Below are 15,819 nucleotides of genomic sequence, written 5' to 3'. Positions count from 1 at the left end.
TGATGAAAAAGCGATGGCTCAATATACTCTTACTGGCTTTCTTAGTTGTTTTCCCACGAATTGGTTTAGCTGATAGCCAGGTCAATAGTCAGGTAGGGATTCGTTTTTACCAACCAACGAGTGCGCACCAAATTGTCCCAATGGAAAAAGTTCTTAATCCAAATGAGAGAAATAGACCAGTTACTGATGGACAAGCGAAGTCTGAAGAAGTTGGAAAAATAAAAATGTATCCCAAAACAAACCAATCTAACCATCATTTATCTCTCTTTATTGGTGCAGCTCTATTGACTTTAGTCATCCTGTATTGGTGTAAAAAGAGGAAGAAATTTGTTCGTAAGTTTAATAAAATTTGGTTACTTCCTTTTTTGTTAGGGTTGATTGGCATATTTCCAAAAGAAGTTCGAGCAGCTGGAAGTATTACAAATCTTCCGTATTTCAGATATGCAAATACGATAGAAACTCCCGCCAATAACACATTTATGATGCATTATGGTAGTTTTACAACTGTGGAACAAGTTAAAGGTCAGTATTCTGGGAATTGGCTGGTTGTCAATCAGGAGAATCCAGAAAGTAGTGCGTTGATCAAAAATGTTGGCTTTTTTAATGGGAAACCAGTAGATGTTAAAATAATAATGAAAAAAAAGGATGGACAAGCAGGAGGAGAGATCGGTATTGGCAATCCAAAGAGTTTTTTAGATATCGATATCACTGGCGAAGTCTTTCTTACTTATGAATTTTTCGATCAAGCGGGGAATGCCTTTCCAATTGAAACTTCTTTTAATTATTTTGGGATCAATCGAAACAAGTATATCGGCTATAATCATATTGGTAAGGTGGCAAAATATCTTGTTGCGAATAATCCAACAGATATCAGTTACCATACGTGGAGTGATGATCATTCTTTCTGGACGTATTTTGAAAATAATTTTTCGAAACCATGGGGGCATCCTACACAAGAGTTCCAGATTATCACTAAACCAGTAACTAAAATAGAAACGGTTGTTAAAAACTTAGATAATACGCCATCCTCTCTCATGTATGAAACAGATTTTTTGGCTAGTCCAGAGTTTCCTGCTGCTGAAGCAGTGGATAAGCGTTTTGATAAGGAACAACAAAAGGTTACTTTAAATGCGATGCAAACCATACCGAATGTGGGGCATGGGAATAAAATGAAAGATTTATCTGTGGCTTTTTCATTGGATGATGTGACAGCTCACTCACAATATAAGATTAAAGATTTTAACGTAGTGAAGTTTGATGGGACGGACATTAGTGATCTTTTTGTGGGGAGTCAAAAAGAGGATCACTCCTATCAACTAACGTTAAAAGACCCTAACAATGAAAATCTTTATGATACAGTTTTGAATTATCAACTTAATCTTGAGTGGATTGGGAGTAAGCAAAATCCGGTAGATAAAACGAATTTGAAAGAAGACTATTTAAACATTCCTTTCACTGTTACTACACAGATTAATCACAAACAGAAAGGAACGAGTTCTGCCTATTCTTCTGTATACTACGTGGGGAAGGTCATACTGAATTACTTGGATGAAAATAACCAACAACTTTCTGATCCTAAAATCATTTCAGGAATCATAACAGCTTCTTTTGATCTATCACAAGAATATCCAGAATTGAACGGATATTATCCAGTCAAGGAAATAGTGGAAAGGGATCAAGGAATCTTTACTCCAGAAGAACAGCAATTCGTTCATCATTATAAGAAAGGTTCGCCAATTGAATTTACTTTGATGCCTAAAGAAAATCCTTTACTGTTTTCTCGTTTCTCAAAAACCAGAGAGGTGACGATTCATATTTCTTGTGAAGAGAAACAGAATTTATCATTTATGGCGAAATGTGGAGATGAAGTCTTAAGGTTAAAGGACTATCCAAGTTCCGAAAACGAGATCCAAGATAAAGTGAATGTTCAGCTTCCTGAAAATTGGTTGAACAAGGAAGTTGCTTTTTATATGGAAAACGAAAAAGGACAAAAATCAAAGGAAGAGAGCCGTCAGGTTTTAATTGATCACGGGGTTAAGCTTAGATTACCGGAACAGTTGACGTTTGGGGAACAACAGATTCCGGATCAAGATCAATCGGTACAAGCAACGAATCAAAAAGAAATTCAGCTTAACGATGAAAGTGTGTTGGAGAAGAGTCATTGGCACGTTAAGTTAAAAGAAGAACGACCTTTAACTAACCAAGAGAATGACCAGTTGCATAATGCTCTTCATCTGCATAGGAGTGGAGTGGATCAAACGATTAATGCAGAAGACCAATTGGTTTGGCAAGGAGAGGGTAGCGCGAGCTTTACTGATCATCATAAGATCCAGTTAAATTTATATCCTTTTTACAAAACTGGGGCATATCAAGGAAGCCTAATTTGGACATTAGAAGATGCGCCAGGATAAGATGGTTTTGACCAAACGATTCTTTTTTTATAGTCCCTCATAAGAAAAAGGATAAACGCAAAGGACACGAGTCAGAAAATAGTTGATTCGTGTCCTAAGCTTTGGTTATCAAGAGACTTATCAAAGACTTTGTCGTTCGATTACTCCAATTAGAAGAATACAACCGAGGTTTATAAAATGATATGCGGGAACTATGAAATACGATCGAAAAATTAGTTCACTTATGTAATATAAATTTTATGTAATATATAGAAGTTAGTATTAGGAAGGATGAGATGAAAAAAACTAAACAAAACTAAATGAACGCAAAATACACAAACTGTTCAAAGCGATAACAGATAGTGACTATTTAAAAGAAGGACAGTAGATACTCGCTATTTCTGAACTTGTTTTTCACCAAAAAACGACGGTTAACCATATCAATAGCTAACCGTCGTTTAACTTTTTTTCTAAAATGGCCTGATATGAATCTATAAACTAGACTGTTGCTTTAAATTTAGCCGCTTTTTCGATAGAAACTAATGGGCTAAACTGAATTTCGATGTCTCCAGTTTGATTCAGACCAAAATGAGCAGTACAATCCATTACTTTATCAGGAGCAACTGATCCCATTGTATTGTCATTTGGATAAGAAGAAGCTTTTTTATCGTCTGAGCCATAAACTTCTACATCCATTCCTACAGGAAGGTCATTTTGACCATTGTTTTTAATTGTGTAAGTAATCTTGACTACTTGAGCAGGTTGTTCATCTGCAAATTGATTTCTTTCGTCAGTAAGTTCCACACTGTTTAATGTGTACTCAGCATCGCCAACTTTTACAGTATCCCCAACTTGGTAAAAACTTTCTTGCGCTTCTTTTGAAGAAGAGCTTGATGTAGCTTCTTTAGTAGAACTTGTTTTTGTCACTTTTTCTCCGCCGTTATCACTTGCTTTATTGTCATCTGAGCCACCCAGTGCAGATCCAATTATTGCTACAAGAATGATTGCTAGTACCCAAAACCAAACTTTTTTATAAAATGGCTTTTTCTCCTTTACTACGTAACGTTTGCCATCTTCCCCTACAACACTTTTTTTAACCATTGTTTCCTCCATAATAATTTTCTAATTTACTCCCACTTAATGGCAGGTAGTGATAGTCGCCAAAATATAGATATCTTATGTTTCATTTATTAAGACATCTTTACTACCAAATATTCAGTTTTTCACAAATGAAAAGCTTCAAAAAAAACACCTAACAGTTCGCATCAAATAAGAATATTCATTTTTTACTTACATATAGTAACATGATGTGTTTGATTTGAAAATATGTAATTATAAAATTTGTTATTTTTTATTATTCGAAAGATCATGTTAGGTATCGAGAAAGTAATAGAAAAGTAGGATTATCAAAAAAATGTAGGAGATGATAAGCATCTATTGATAAGTGGTTAATGTCATTTATGTGACAAATTTGAAAGATAAATAAATGGAAAAAAAAGCTCAAAAAAGATAAAATAAGTTAAATTTATTGATGAGGTGAGTTTATGAAAAAGGGAATATTCGGGGTTATTGTATTAATTTTATTAGGAGTTGGAGGATTTTTCGGTTACAAATATTATAGCGAAACGTATAAAACAACTACTGCATACACTAAGATTCCAACAGAAGTGCCAGAAAAAACGAAATCAAAGAACAGCGATGGGAAAATCATTGCGGGTGAATATAGTTACCATTATGACGTGACTTTTGTAAAAGCTGATGGTAAAGCAACCAAACGAACATTTAGTGTGAGTGGAGAAGCACCACAACCATTGAAACCAGGTAGTTACGTGCAAGCTGACATCAGTGACAAAAGAACAAGTTCTCCTAGAGTAATTGCAGAAGAAAAGATTCCTAAAGAAATCAAAAATAAAGTAGACGAATTAAATTAGTTTTCAAAAAAATGAAAGAGACGATAAAAAGTCTGATTCAAAATCAACTATTAAATCTAGCCGGAGCATGTACTGGTTAGATTTTTTTGTTGATCAGTTATTCCATGTGATGGAGCATTGACTCAATTTGATGGAGAAATGGATTAGCAGGGGTTTGCCCAAATACGCATTCTAGGATTCGCAAATGAAATTTTGACAAAAAATCATTAATATGGTTTATTAAGAATAGAAAGATGAGGTGAATGAAATGGATAATGACCAGAGGTACTCTAAGCTTGCTAAGGATAAAACCTTTGTAACTTGGGGAATGATTCCGGTAGTCGGCTTTTTTGGACTTTTAGTGTCGTTGATGATTTTCATTTAAATATCTTCAAATAGTTAGGTGAGGCTTCTATGTAAACATAAGCTACTGCCCAAAAATGTCGAGAGACGCCAATGGGTAGAACAGGGATTGTCGATAGCAAGGCTTTTCTTAAGGTAGCTAAGTGCAAACTTTACGTTGCATAGTGCCAAAGCTCAAACGTGACGTAAGTCAAACGAAAACGGTAGCAAGAGCATCAATTAGTTCTGAAGACAGGATAAAAAAATGAAACGTTTGTAGACGTTTAACATTTATCCTGTCTGAAGAGCAGATGCTGGAGCGCCGTTTATTTGTTATTTTGCAGCAGGTGTTTCAAAAATTTTTTTACTAATTTTGTTTAGGTTAGTTTTTTAGGCTGTAAGATTATTTTTATTACATCGATTATCGCTGGACACCTTGCATAGTTTTCTTTGTTAGAATGCCAGTAGTTACAGATTTTAAAAAGTGAAAAATAATATTCTTGTCATTAAAACAAGTGAGCTATTTCTTCTTTTTGATAATAATGAAAACAAGAATGGAATAGAAGATGGTGGAAAAAGCGAGACCTTTAAGATAGAAATCGAATAATTGAACAGGTTGACTATAGGAATATTCTAAAATTTGGATCATAAAATAGATAGACGGAAAAGAGGAGAGAAGCATTAGTATGTCATATTTGTTCCATTTTGTATAAAGAGACAAAAAAAGAATAATACCAATAAAAGGGATCCAAAACAGTAATTTACTCATCGTAATCATATGACCCATCCTTATACAGCCTTTGCATAATTTAGATAATAGCACGTAGTATATAACCGACAAAGAGTTTTGTATTACCTTGTCCAATTTTTAATTGTATACTCATTAATGGCAGAATAAGTTAAGGAGAGAACTGAATAAAGTGAGGTAAATAGACGACAAAAAAGCACCTACCATTGAATGAATAGGTGCTTTTAAAGTGAACTAGAACTGTAATCGTTCATTTAGGGTTTTCACTCCTATGCGGATTTTTTCAATTCTTGCACTGCTTGTTCAATCGTCACTCCAGTGGCTACTCGATTTTCATTTGTTTTATCAAATACCACAAATAGATTCAAATCAGTATTTAGAGTTACACGATATTGTAAGTCTTTGTTATAGAATGTCATAATCATTCTCCTTTCTTAAATTCTTGCGAAAGGCAACGAAACGTTGATAACGAAATTCCATTTATTATTATAGCATAAAGAAGAAAACTTTGCTAATTAAGGATTGTTTAACTTTATATAGAAGATAAGATAAACAGGATAGAAATAGCCTATTCGCTTTAATTAAAAAACTATAAAAAAAGTAGAGGTTTATTCTTGTGTTTCTCATTTATCTATGCTATATTAAGTAAGTAATCTATTTTGAAACGTAATTTGAGCTAACTATTTTAGTTTATGACTCCTTTTGCCTATCAATAATTTATTGCAATAAAATCGTACGTTGATACGTATTAGGAGGAAATATATATGAATAACGGTACAGTAAAATGGTTTAACGCAGACAAAGGTTTTGGATTTATCACTGCTGAAGATGGAAATGATGTTTTTGCACATTTCTCAGCTATCCAAGGTGACGGTTTCAAAACATTAGACGAAGGTCAAGCAGTGACTTTTGATATTGAAGACGGTCAACGTGGCCCTCAAGCAGTAAACATCGTAAAAGGTTAATACTGTCATAATAAAAACTACTCTTTCATTAGAGTAGTTTTTTTGTTTTTTCTTAGTAAAGAAAAATGCTGCTCTGCCGCTCAAGTGAATACTATTGAGGAAGGGATACGGGCCTCTCCCTATTCAATAGCGAAGAATCGTGATCGACGAATGAATGTGTCAGTCAGACAGTTTAAATGAATCCTAATATAATGAATATGAGAGTGAAAAAAGGTTCATACTCTCATATTCATTGCGTTTATTTGAATCAATAAATGAGGAAAATCTGATGAACTTTTAAGAATCCGTAGCTTTTATATGGATTAAATCAATTCCTTTTTGTTTAAGGTTTGTTAAACAGATCATCAGGTAGTCCTCGTCATGCTCAGGATAAATAGGTGAAGTTTGTTTTTGAGGAGAAAGATAAGTATAAGGATCACAGGCTTTCCCACGGTACTCCGGGACAGACCATTCTGGAGAAGGAAGATAATGGCGCTTTTTCATTTCAGTAAGAATAAGTTGGTGATACTGATAAAGCTTGTAAGGGGAATGTTGGAAGACATAATCAACTGTTGCATGCTTTCTTCCCCAACCATTACCTCTTAATGCACAACATTCTCTATGTTGACCTAATAATTGTTTTCTAGGAAGCAAAGGGATTAATTCTTCATGCCATAAGCGCATTTACTCACTCTCTTTCATTTAGATTAGATGGTTTAATTTACGCGGTCTGGTTTTTCTGATCGTCCGATCAAATAGTCAACAGATACATGATAAAAATCCGCAATAAAAATTAGATCGATAGCGCTCGGACAACGTTTTCCCTGCTCTAATTGTAGATAAGTTTCCAACGGGAGTGAGGTTTGTTCAGCCACTTCCTTAACGGTTAAATTCTTTTTTTTTCGGAGATAATCCAGCCGACAGCGTAGTGTATCTAATAAAATCGCTTCTTCAATACTCATAAATTCGCTCCTTTTGTCATTCAAATAAATTCATCGATCAATGCTTTCTATTTAAATAAACCAAATAAGCAATTGGCAATAACAAAGCTAGAATCAAACCAATCAGTTCTGCTACGAATAATTGATCTGGTTCAAAATACTGATAATTTAAGATTTTATATGAAAAAAAGATTGCTGGTAACGTAAAAAACGCTAAAATTAGGCGTTCCTTGTTCCAGTTGATTAAGTAACAAATAATAGGGATAAGAATTAAGGTAGGAATAAAAAAAATAAGTCGACTCAATGTTATCATAGTACTAACTCCTATAGATTTCGTATTTAAATAATCATTGATTTTCAGTCGTAGGTTAACAACGAACAACCACTTATACTAAGAGGTGGAAAACACTTCGAAAAGTGATTACGACTTAAATAATCATAAGAATAAAAAAACAACCCAAATACAAGATAGCACGTTCCGAGTAACAGAACAAATAATATGCTACGTGTTTGAAAAAACAAATGATTCAAGCAATTCATATACCAAGTGATAGAGCATTTGTGGTGAAGAGGGAGGGGAAGAGCTGGAAATCGTCTGATCAAAATAAAATATTTGTTATTTAATGGAATACTTTTGGATTTTTATTAATTAAGCTTGTTTCGGATTTTTATTCATGCTATAGTAGATATAAGTTATTTTTATATCTTGAAATTTTTACTGTACCCTTAGCTCAGTTGGTTAGAGCTGACGGCTCATAACCGTCCGGTCGTAGGTTCGAGTCCTACAGGGTACATATTAAAGCGCTCGTTTCTTTAAACAATGATTAGATAATCATTGTTTTTTTATTTTAAAAAGTTGCATGCTTTTAGAAATGACTAATAACTGACGTTTCAACTATTGTTTATTGGAGATGGGGAACCTCATTTGATATTTTTTATAAACGCTATAGGAAGTTTAGTAGTAAAAAAATCCTAACCGTTACTTTCCACAAAGTGAGGGAACGATCAATACAAATTTTAGGAAATAGATAGTACGAACAAAGAAAAGCCTTTAGTAAATAACGAAATAAAACGCCCACAAAGTTAAATGTTGTGGGCGTTTTATTTTCGGTTACTTCAACTCAACATTAAAATCTTTGAGTAGTTTTAGCGCTTGATCGCCATGCTTGTTTTCAGAAACAAAAGCTGTATCCACTAAAAAATCAGCTTCTGGAAATACGCTTTGTAAAGCAATGGTATTCGATAAGACACAGAGATTCGTTTCTGTACCAACGACTTCAATGTGCTTTTCTTTTTCATCTTGGTCAAAAGCTTCTTGTTTAATCTCAAGTAAGCTTTCCGGTGGCATCGTGAAGTAGTATTTCTTGACGACTTTTTCATTTTCTTTAGGAGCAAGTGTAGGAATGATTTGCAAATCTTCGCCTTCTTCATCCTGCTCTTTTCGCTCGACTGGTATATCTCTGGTAAAAAGAATATATTCGTTTTTTTTACGTGCAGCTTCTAAACGTAAGTGGATTTGTTTGATTAACTTATCTGCGTGCTGAACATAATATTTACTCTCAGGATCTAGAATATGATTTTGCATATCGACGATTACTAACAATTTTGTCTCCCTCCTTAAACCTTAATAATAATTGTTGATAATATATGCTACACCAGCTTCTTCATTTGTTTTGGTTACTTCATCCGCAATATTTTTTACCTGTTTCTGTGCATTTCCCATCGCAATACTTGTTCCACTGACTTTTAGCATCGCAATATCATTTTCCTGATCACCAAAGGCAACGATCTCATGAGGATCGATTTCCAAGGTCTCAGCTAAAAAGATTAATGAGTGAGCCTTTGTTACATTTTTAGGTGTGATTTCCAAAAAATGTGGGTCTGAAAAGACGGAATCAATCCCTTCACTTTTTAAATCTTGTTGCAGTTTTTGCAATTTTGATTCATCTTTATCTGTTAATGCCAATTTTAAATAGCTGACAGATGGATCTTCTAATAACTTAGTGATCTCAGCAAATGTCTGATTTTGTAAATTGAAATGTTGGTAGTAGGGATCATCTTTCACCAAATTTGACTCATCAAAGGTTAATTGATCATCTTGAGTTTCTCGACTAGCAATAATTGATATTTTTGCCTCTTGTGCTAAGAAGAAGGCCCGTTTAAGGGTAGCAAGCTCAATTTTAGAACGTTTCAATACGTGAAGGATCTCGCCTTTCATCATCTTTGCCACGAAAGAACCATTAGATGAAATCAAATAGCCGCCGATCCCAAGTTCTTCAAATACATCTTTAGCAGAGATGCTATTTCTACCAGTCGCAATCGTGACGATCCCACCATGTCGATCAAAGTTTTGAAGTGCCTCGATATTTTCTTTTGGTATCTTTCCATTCCGATCGAGTAAAGTACCATCTAAATCAATTGCTGCTAATTTCATATTATTCGCTCCCTTTATCTATTGCTTACTCTAAGGTTAAATGAGAATTTCCTAAAATAAAAATAAAATGCTTTGTGTTTTTGAATTTTTTCAAAAAATATTCTTAGTTTTCATTAGACATATATAGGTAGTATTTCAAATCCTATAATTGAATAAATAGGCAGAAAAACGATTAAGTTAACGTTTTCAATTCGATAAAAAAGGTTTATTTTTATGAATTATTCAATGAAAATGAAGCATATCTTTTGCTTTAAAGTTTATTGAGGCATATTCTGGATATAGAAAAGGTTAGAAAAAGATTAGAAAAAGGAGTGATTTTAATGGAGATGAAACAAGGTATCGTTCCGGTAGTAACTGCTTCAGATGAAAATTACGCTCCTTACTTAAGCGTGATGATTGCCACTGTACTGGAAAACTCCACTAAAACAAGACACATTTATTTTTATGTCATTGACGACGGTATTTCTGAATATAGCAAAGAAGGACTTAGACAAACGGTTAAAAAACATTCAGACAATGCAACGATTCAATTTTTAACAGTTGATAAAGATGTCTACGAAGATTTCCTAGTAAGTGACCATATCACTACTACAGCATACTTAAGAATATCTTTACCTAAGATCTTAGCTAAATACGACTATAAAAAAGTGCTTTATTTAGATTCAGATATTTTAGTACTGGATGACATCGTTCATTTATATGATCAACCATTAAATGGTAAAACGATTGGAGCTGTCATCGATCCAGGTCAAACGAAAGCTTTGAAACGGTTAGGGATTGAATCAGATGCTTATTATTTTAATTCAGGCGTGATGGTTATCGACATTGATCGTTGGAATGAAAAAATGATTACTGAAAAAACAATCAATTATTTAAAAGAAAATGGTGATCGAATTATTTACCATGATCAAGACGCGTTAAATGCAGTTCTGTATGAAGACTGGGAGCAATTAGAACCAAAATGGAATATGCAGACTTCTTTGATCTTTGAACGTCATCCTGCTCCAGATGCTGCGTATGAAAAATTATACAAAGCAGGAAATGAATCGCCGTCGATCGTTCATTTCACAGGGCATGACAAACCATGGAATACGTTAAAAGATCATCCATATACAAATGTCTATTTAAAAAAATTAGCGCATAGCGTTTTAAAGAAAGTGGGAGAGGTAAATGAATAGAAGAAAAGAAATCGCAATCGTATCAAGTTGTAATACCAAATTTGTGCCTCATCTAGCGGCGCTGTTCGTTTCAGTATTAGAAAATAGTGATCCAAAAGTTTTTGTACGATTTTATGTCATTGATGACAACATTGATAATGAAAGCAAACAATTATTACGTTTCTCTGTTAAGAATTCTCGTATGAATACAGAGGTTGAATTCTTGAAGATCAACAAAAAATTCTTTGAAAATGTAGTAACAAGTGATCGTATTCCGGAAACTGCTTACTATCGTATTGCTATTCCTGAGTTATTTAGAGGAAAAAATGTCGAACGTCTTTTATATATGGACTGTGACATGATTACCGTAAAAGATGTTACACCATTATGGGATCTTGAATTTAACGGTGCGATCTTGGCCGCCGTAGAAGATGCTGGTTTCCACCAACGATTAGAAAAAATGGAGATCCCAGCAAAATCAACACGCTACTTTAATTCTGGATTGATGCTCATCAATGTTGAAAAATGGTTAGAACAAGACATTACTAAAAAAGTTCTAACATTCATTGAAGAAAATCCTGAAAAATTACGTTTCCACGATCAAGATGCGTTAAATGCAATTTTACATGATCGTTGGATTCCATTACATCCAAAATGGAATGCTCAAGGGTATATCATGGCAAAAGCGAAGCAACATCCTACGCCACAAGGAGAAAAGGAATACGAAGAAACACGTAAAGATCCATCGATCATCCACTTCTCTGGTCATGTTAAACCATGGAGTAAAGATTTTGAAGGGCCAACTAAAAAATACTACGATAAATATGCAAACATGACAGCTTTCCGTTGTGTCGCAAAATTTCCTAAATATCCACTTTATGCCAGAATCAATCGTAACACAGAAGTGAGCCGCTGAGGAAAAATGTCGTAACTTATATATAATCTGAAGGAGATGATGATGATGGAAATCACGATGACAAAACATGCGATGGAGGCATTGACAAAAAAAGTAGGAAAAGATTCAAAAATTGCTTTGGCATTGATTGATTCTTCAGATCCGTTTTTAAGAGATAAAGGGGCTTGTGCAAAAGGCAGTTTTTTCCAGATTATTCCTTTCTTTGTAGAATTTGGGAAATACGTCAATAAAATCGAACATCCCACTCTGGAAATCTACACATCTAAATTAGAGCAATCTTATTTAGGTAGACATTTGAATCTTGCATATGACCACCAATTAAACAGTTTCTCTTTAGAAAATGAGATTGTTGTCTTGGATCGTAACATTAAATTAAGCAACTGTTTCTTTAGCTAACATCCTTTGTAGAAAGGGAGATTGATCATGCTGGACTATTACTTTATTGGAAAAGAGAAAGTAATAACGACAGACAAAAACAACTATAATTGGCTCGTGATCGACAGTAGTGACACTAAGGAAATCGAACAGGTGATTGAAAAGTATCGTTTACCAAAAGATATCTTTGTCGGAACTTCTCTGCCAGAAGAAGTTTCAAGAATCGAAGAGCTTGTGGGGACGAATTTGAACCATCCGATTTCCTTAGTGCTACTGAATTTGTCCAACCAGGAGCAGAAAATCGAGAATCGATTAATGCCTATTTCGTTTATTTATTCGGATGAGTTATTGATTAGTTGTATCGATAAAAAAACGGACTTTTTTGATCGAGTATTAGCAAAACATGGGAATAAGATCAATTCTTTTGAAACACTTATTGCATATTCTGTCTTGAACATCTATACCCATTACGTGAAAGAACTAACAGAAATGAAAAAGAGGATTGATTCCCTCGATCAAGAAGCGCGTAAAACGACGGAAAACGAAGAACTATATAAGCAAGCGGATTTAGAACGGGACATTGTTTATATTGACCATACGTTGAGAGATCAAAAAGAGACTTTAGATACCTTATGGCAATCAGAAGATTTTGTTGAGAAATTAGCTGATGCTCGTCTACTTTATGACATCCAATTGAGACAAAGACAAACAGAAAAAATGATTTTGATCTATCGTGACTTGTTAGAAAGTATTGGGGATCTTTTTAATGGAATGATGGACAATCATTTGAATCATCTAATGAAATATCTTGATTCGGCGGCACTAGTGATCTCTGTTCCAGCATTGATTGCAGGGATTTGGGGGATGAATACTGGCGGATTACCTGGTAAAAGCTCTGGCTTAGCCTTTTTATTAGTTATCTTTGGCTCGATCGTTGTTGCAGGAGCTGTAGGCTACCATCTTTACCGAAAAGATTATACAAAATAAAAAAGTACCAAACTATGAGGAGGATACACATGACAGAACCAAAATTAATTGATCCACGTAAACTTTACCATACTGAGGAATTTCCTAAACAAGATCAGGATACACCAGCATTACAAAAAGAAATGCAACCAGTTCCTGACTGTGGAGAAGAATCTTATGAAGGATCAAATCAACTAGAAAATCGCCGTGTTCTGATTACTGGCGGAGACTCAGGGATCGGGCGCGCGGCAGCTATTGCTTTTGCAAGAGAAGGGGCAGATATCGGCTTGCACTTTTTCCCAGGAGAAGAAGAAGATGCCAAACAAGTAGCTTCCTATATTGAAAAAGCAGGACGAAAAGTTGTTTTACTACCATATGATCTTAGAGACGAAACAGCGCCTAAAGAAATCGTTGAAAAAGTTGTCAGTGAATTAGGTGGCTTAGATACATTAGTATTAAATGCGGGACAACAAATCTCTTGTCCGGCTATTGAAGAAATTCCATTAGAACAAGTGAAAGACACATTCATGGTGAATATTTTAGCAATGTTTGCGATTGTTAAAGAAGCAGTTCCACATATTCCAGCAGGAGGAGCAATCATCAACACTACTTCTGTTCAAGCGTTCAATCCAAGTGAACATCTTTTAGATTACGCTTCTACGAAAGCTGCGATTGCAAACTTTACGATTGGCTTAGCAAAACAATTAGCACCAAAAGGCATTCGTGTTAATGGAGTAGCTCCTGGTCCTATTTGGACACCACTACAGTTAGACGAAGGACAACCGGAAGATTCTATTCCTGAATTTGGTCAACAAAGCTTGCTTGAACGTGCCGGCCAACCAGTAGAATTAGCTCCAGTTTACGTTTTCTTAGCTTCAAATAAAGCGAGCTACGTTACTGCACAAATTTATGGTGTAACTGGTGGGGAAGCTATCAACTTATAAAAAATGGGAGGTGCCAGGATGAATAAAGGGACTAAAACAATTGGTGTCATTTTTTCTCTGCTACTTTTGTCTATTCTACTATTTGTCGTCTTGATCAGTGCGGTCTATCCTTTACCATTGATGCTTGAACGATTCCGTTTCTTTACAATAACGAATTACTATATGCAGCAATATATTTTTTGGGTAGCAGTCGGCTTAGCGATTCTACTAATTATTGCATTATTGATCGTCATTTTTTATCCGAAAACGATTGGAACCTTCTTATTGAAAAAAGGGGACGGCGAATTAACGTTAGACAAAAAAGCGATTGAAGGTATGGTTCGTTCACATTTACATGAAGATGAATTCATTCACTCACCTAAGGTTAATATCAAAGCTACAAAAAATAAGATAGCAGTTACAGTTAAAGGTGAATTAAAACGGACTTCTTCATTGATCGGGAAAACAAGAATATTGATGGATGAAATCGAAAAAGAAGTGAAACAGTTACTCGGCACAGATGAGCAAGTAAAAGTGTCGGTGAAGTATACAGGTTACCAAGCACCTACCAATAAATATCAAACAAACGAACACGCTCGTGTGGAATAAGGAGGGGCACAAATGAATGAACTTTTTGCTGCTTATAAGCTTCCGATCATTTGCGGGGCAATTGGGTTGATTCTCGCCGTACTATTGATTACAGTGGGATTCTTTAAAACCTTGTTGCTGATCCTTATGGCGATCATTGGCGTGGCGGTCGGAATGTATTTAAAACAAACGAAAATTTTTGATCATAAATCTTAGGAGGAAATTCTATTATGGATAACAACAAAACAAACAACCAAAACAAACCAGTATCTGCACATCCAGATCCAACGACACCGAACAATGCAAATGGTGTTCATGATGCTAAAGATAAAACAGCACCCGTTTCAGCACATCCAGATCCGGTTGTACCCAACGTTGAAAACAAAGTGGCTCATGATAAAAAAGAAAACGAAGGACAATCAGAACAACAAGGAAAACATGAAAATTTTAGTAATCCAAAAGAACATCATGGAGATCAGCCAAAACCTCCAATGCCAGGGCATACACCACCTAAGCCAGAAGCCCCAGCAAAAGATCAAAAAAACACAACGGAAAACGGCGAATCTATGAATGGTGATGTGACATATGAAGATAAGGTCATTCAAAAAATCATAGGCATCTCTTTAGAAAAAGTGGATGGATTATTAACAGCTGATGGTGGCTTCTTCTCTAACGTGGCAGAAAAATTAGTCAACACTGATAATGTAACAGCCGGTATTGACACGGAAGTTGGGAAAAAACAAGTCGCTGTTGACCTTAAGATCGTTGTTGAATACGGCAAAGACATCGAAGAAATTTACCAACAAATCAAAAAAATCATTGCCAAAGAAGTTCATGAAATGACACATCTAGATGTCATTGAAGTCAATGTCGATGTGGTCGACATTAAGACAAAAGAAGAATATGAAGCAAACAGTGAAACAGTTCAAGATAAATTGACAAATGCGGCAAAAGCCACAGGAGAATTTGCATCTGAACAAACGGAAAAAGCCAAATCAGCAATTGAGCAACAAAAAGAAAATAACCAATAATCAACTGATTCAAGCAAGAATTAGCTGTTCGTTCAGTCGCTAAGTAGTTGAAAGCGAAGTAACTAAAAATTAGTTTATTTATAGAGTCAATAGAAGAGATCGAGACAAGTTTTTGTCTCGGTCTCTTCTATTTTTGGCTAAGGCTCCTTTTTTA

General features: G+C 34.9%; 18 protein-coding genes, 1 tRNA gene and 1 riboswitch. Of the genes, 12 read left to right on the top strand and 7 right to left on the bottom strand.

The window, feature by feature from the left end; all coding sequences use genetic code 11:
• The first annotated feature begins 2 nt into the window (after positions 1–2).
• On the top strand, positions 3–2,411 hold the full coding sequence (locus IGK21_RS07175; RefSeq protein ID WP_252703144.1) for a MucBP domain-containing protein: 2,409 nt from the start codon (positions 3–5) through the stop codon (positions 2,409–2,411).
• 477 nt (positions 2,412–2,888) lie between these two features.
• Here IGK21_RS07175 and IGK21_RS07170 read toward each other — a convergent pair whose 3' ends face one another.
• Positions 2,889–3,491 carry a DUF4352 domain-containing protein gene (locus IGK21_RS07170; RefSeq protein ID WP_010719068.1) on the bottom strand — a complete coding sequence of 201 codons (603 nt, stop codon included), beginning with the start codon at positions 3,489–3,491 and terminating at the stop codon, positions 2,889–2,891.
• Positions 3,492–3,934: 443 nt separating this feature from the next.
• Here IGK21_RS07170 and IGK21_RS07165 point away from each other — a divergent pair, with 443 nt between their 5' ends.
• A complete protein-coding gene (locus tag IGK21_RS07165; RefSeq protein WP_010719069.1) occupies positions 3,935–4,321 on the top strand; it encodes a DUF1093 domain-containing protein in 387 nt (128 codons plus the stop codon).
• Between the two features lie 367 nt (positions 4,322–4,688).
• A riboswitch (M-box (ykoK) riboswitch) is annotated at positions 4,689–4,857 on the top strand.
• 802 nt (positions 4,858–5,659) lie between these two features.
• On the opposite strand, the gene IGK21_RS07160 is transcribed toward IGK21_RS07165, so the two are convergent.
• A complete protein-coding gene (locus tag IGK21_RS07160; RefSeq protein ID WP_010719071.1) occupies positions 5,660–5,809 on the bottom strand; it encodes a hypothetical protein in 150 nt (49 codons plus the stop codon).
• Positions 5,810–6,154: 345 nt separating this feature from the next.
• Here IGK21_RS07160 and IGK21_RS07155 point away from each other — a divergent pair, with 345 nt between their 5' ends.
• The gene (locus IGK21_RS07155; protein WP_010719072.1) at positions 6,155–6,355 is read left to right on the top strand and encodes a cold-shock protein; all 201 of its coding nucleotides are present in this window, start codon (positions 6,155–6,157) and stop codon (positions 6,353–6,355) included.
• Between the two features lie 276 nt (positions 6,356–6,631).
• Here IGK21_RS07155 and IGK21_RS07150 read toward each other — a convergent pair whose 3' ends face one another.
• From IGK21_RS07150 to IGK21_RS07140, 3 genes are read right to left on the bottom strand one after another with little or no spacing between them, the layout of a single operon-like run.
• Positions 6,632–7,018 carry a TIGR02328 family protein gene (locus IGK21_RS07150; RefSeq protein WP_053766832.1) on the bottom strand — a complete coding sequence of 129 codons (387 nt, stop codon included), beginning with the start codon at positions 7,016–7,018 and terminating at the stop codon, positions 6,632–6,634.
• Positions 7,019–7,050: 32 nt separating this feature from the next.
• Positions 7,051–7,296 (bottom strand): helix-turn-helix domain-containing protein, encoded by a 246-nt coding sequence (locus tag IGK21_RS07145; RefSeq protein WP_063627160.1) that lies wholly within the window; start codon positions 7,294–7,296, stop codon positions 7,051–7,053.
• Between the two features lie 37 nt (positions 7,297–7,333).
• Complete coding sequence (locus tag IGK21_RS07140; RefSeq protein ID WP_010719075.1) at positions 7,334–7,588, bottom strand: hypothetical protein; 255 nt, start codon at positions 7,586–7,588, stop codon at positions 7,334–7,336.
• A 407-nt stretch (positions 7,589–7,995) separates the two neighbouring features.
• Here IGK21_RS07140 and IGK21_RS07135 point away from each other — a divergent pair.
• Positions 7,996–8,069, top strand: a tRNA-Ile gene (locus IGK21_RS07135).
• A 317-nt stretch (positions 8,070–8,386) separates the two neighbouring features.
• Here the strand turns inward: IGK21_RS07135 and IGK21_RS07130 are convergent.
• Together IGK21_RS07130 and IGK21_RS07125 are read right to left on the bottom strand one after the other, a co-directional pair.
• Positions 8,387–8,878 (bottom strand): isochorismatase family protein, encoded by a 492-nt coding sequence (locus IGK21_RS07130; protein WP_181915009.1) that lies wholly within the window; start codon positions 8,876–8,878, stop codon positions 8,387–8,389.
• Positions 8,879–8,899: 21 nt separating this feature from the next.
• Positions 8,900–9,709 carry a Cof-type HAD-IIB family hydrolase gene (locus tag IGK21_RS07125; RefSeq protein WP_010737655.1) on the bottom strand — a complete coding sequence of 270 codons (810 nt, stop codon included), beginning with the start codon at positions 9,707–9,709 and terminating at the stop codon, positions 8,900–8,902.
• A 320-nt stretch (positions 9,710–10,029) separates the two neighbouring features.
• On the opposite strand from IGK21_RS07125, the gene IGK21_RS07120 reads away from it, so the two are divergent.
• From IGK21_RS07120 to IGK21_RS07085, 8 genes are read left to right on the top strand one after another with little or no spacing between them, the layout of a single operon-like run.
• Positions 10,030–10,887: a glycosyltransferase family 8 protein gene (locus IGK21_RS07120; RefSeq protein ID WP_010719078.1), complete on the top strand. Its 858-nt coding sequence runs from the start codon at positions 10,030–10,032 to the stop codon at positions 10,885–10,887.
• The gene (locus IGK21_RS07115) at positions 10,880–11,782 is read left to right on the top strand and encodes a glycosyltransferase family 8 protein (RefSeq protein WP_010719079.1); all 903 of its coding nucleotides are present in this window, start codon (positions 10,880–10,882) and stop codon (positions 11,780–11,782) included. Before IGK21_RS07120 ends, IGK21_RS07115 begins: the two co-directional genes overlap by 8 nt.
• Positions 11,783–11,827: 45 nt before the next feature.
• Complete coding sequence (locus IGK21_RS07110) at positions 11,828–12,178, top strand: iron-sulfur cluster biosynthesis family protein (protein WP_010719080.1); 351 nt, start codon at positions 11,828–11,830, stop codon at positions 12,176–12,178.
• Positions 12,179–12,205: 27 nt separating this feature from the next.
• Positions 12,206–13,144 (top strand): magnesium transporter CorA family protein, encoded by a 939-nt coding sequence (locus IGK21_RS07105; RefSeq protein ID WP_010719081.1) that lies wholly within the window; start codon positions 12,206–12,208, stop codon positions 13,142–13,144.
• A 29-nt stretch (positions 13,145–13,173) separates the two neighbouring features.
• The gene (locus IGK21_RS07100) at positions 13,174–14,067 is read left to right on the top strand and encodes an SDR family oxidoreductase (RefSeq protein ID WP_010719082.1); all 894 of its coding nucleotides are present in this window, start codon (positions 13,174–13,176) and stop codon (positions 14,065–14,067) included.
• An 18-nt stretch (positions 14,068–14,085) separates the two neighbouring features.
• The gene (gene amaP / locus IGK21_RS07095; protein ID WP_034698115.1) at positions 14,086–14,655 is read left to right on the top strand and encodes an alkaline shock response membrane anchor protein AmaP; all 570 of its coding nucleotides are present in this window, start codon (positions 14,086–14,088) and stop codon (positions 14,653–14,655) included.
• Between the two features lie 12 nt (positions 14,656–14,667).
• Positions 14,668–14,850 carry a DUF2273 domain-containing protein gene (locus tag IGK21_RS07090; RefSeq protein WP_010719084.1) on the top strand — a complete coding sequence of 61 codons (183 nt, stop codon included), beginning with the start codon at positions 14,668–14,670 and terminating at the stop codon, positions 14,848–14,850.
• A gap of 14 nt (positions 14,851–14,864) precedes the next feature.
• Entirely contained in the window at positions 14,865–15,665 is an 801-nt protein-coding gene (locus IGK21_RS07085; RefSeq protein ID WP_088762742.1) for an Asp23/Gls24 family envelope stress response protein, read from the top strand.
• Positions 15,666–15,819: the final 154 nt, after the last annotated feature.

This window comes from Enterococcus sp. DIV1421a (genome assembly GCF_051711025.1).
In the GTDB taxonomy this organism is placed as follows: domain Bacteria; phylum Bacillota; class Bacilli; order Lactobacillales; family Enterococcaceae; genus Enterococcus_B; species Enterococcus_B hirae.
The sequence above is the reverse complement of the archived record's forward strand: the minus strand, read 5'-3'. Positions and strand labels throughout refer to the sequence as shown.

Bases quoted from the DNA above. Each gene is read 5' to 3' on its own strand.
- IGK21_RS07160 (WP_010719071.1), bottom strand. From the start codon at position 5,809: ATGACATTCTATAACAAAGACTTACAATATCGTGTAACTCTAAATACT.
- IGK21_RS07140 (WP_010719075.1), bottom strand. From the start codon at position 7,588: ATGATAACATTGAGTCGACTTATTTTTTTTATTCCTACCTTAATTCTT.
- IGK21_RS07155 (WP_010719072.1), top strand. From the start codon at position 6,155: ATGAATAACGGTACAGTAAAATGGTTTAACGCAGACAAAGGTTTTGGA.
- IGK21_RS07170 (WP_010719068.1), bottom strand. From the start codon at position 3,491: ATGGTTAAAAAAAGTGTTGTAGGGGAAGATGGCAAACGTTACGTAGTA.
- amaP (WP_034698115.1), top strand. From the start codon at position 14,086: ATGAATAAAGGGACTAAAACAATTGGTGTCATTTTTTCTCTGCTACTT.
- IGK21_RS07105 (WP_010719081.1), top strand. From the start codon at position 12,206: ATGCTGGACTATTACTTTATTGGAAAAGAGAAAGTAATAACGACAGAC.
- IGK21_RS07165 (WP_010719069.1), top strand. From the start codon at position 3,935: ATGAAAAAGGGAATATTCGGGGTTATTGTATTAATTTTATTAGGAGTT.
- IGK21_RS07115 (WP_010719079.1), top strand. From the start codon at position 10,880: ATGAATAGAAGAAAAGAAATCGCAATCGTATCAAGTTGTAATACCAAA.
- IGK21_RS07090 (WP_010719084.1), top strand. From the start codon at position 14,668: ATGAATGAACTTTTTGCTGCTTATAAGCTTCCGATCATTTGCGGGGCA.
- IGK21_RS07120 (WP_010719078.1), top strand. From the start codon at position 10,030: ATGGAGATGAAACAAGGTATCGTTCCGGTAGTAACTGCTTCAGATGAA.
- IGK21_RS07085 (WP_088762742.1), top strand. From the start codon at position 14,865: ATGGATAACAACAAAACAAACAACCAAAACAAACCAGTATCTGCACAT.
- IGK21_RS07150 (WP_053766832.1), bottom strand. From the start codon at position 7,018: ATGCGCTTATGGCATGAAGAATTAATCCCTTTGCTTCCTAGAAAACAA.
- IGK21_RS07100 (WP_010719082.1), top strand. From the start codon at position 13,174: ATGACAGAACCAAAATTAATTGATCCACGTAAACTTTACCATACTGAG.
- IGK21_RS07145 (WP_063627160.1), bottom strand. From the start codon at position 7,296: ATGAGTATTGAAGAAGCGATTTTATTAGATACACTACGCTGTCGGCTG.
- IGK21_RS07175 (WP_252703144.1), top strand. From the start codon at position 3: ATGAAAAAGCGATGGCTCAATATACTCTTACTGGCTTTCTTAGTTGTT.
- IGK21_RS07125 (WP_010737655.1), bottom strand. From the start codon at position 9,709: ATGAAATTAGCAGCAATTGATTTAGATGGTACTTTACTCGATCGGAAT.
- IGK21_RS07110 (WP_010719080.1), top strand. From the start codon at position 11,828: ATGGAAATCACGATGACAAAACATGCGATGGAGGCATTGACAAAAAAA.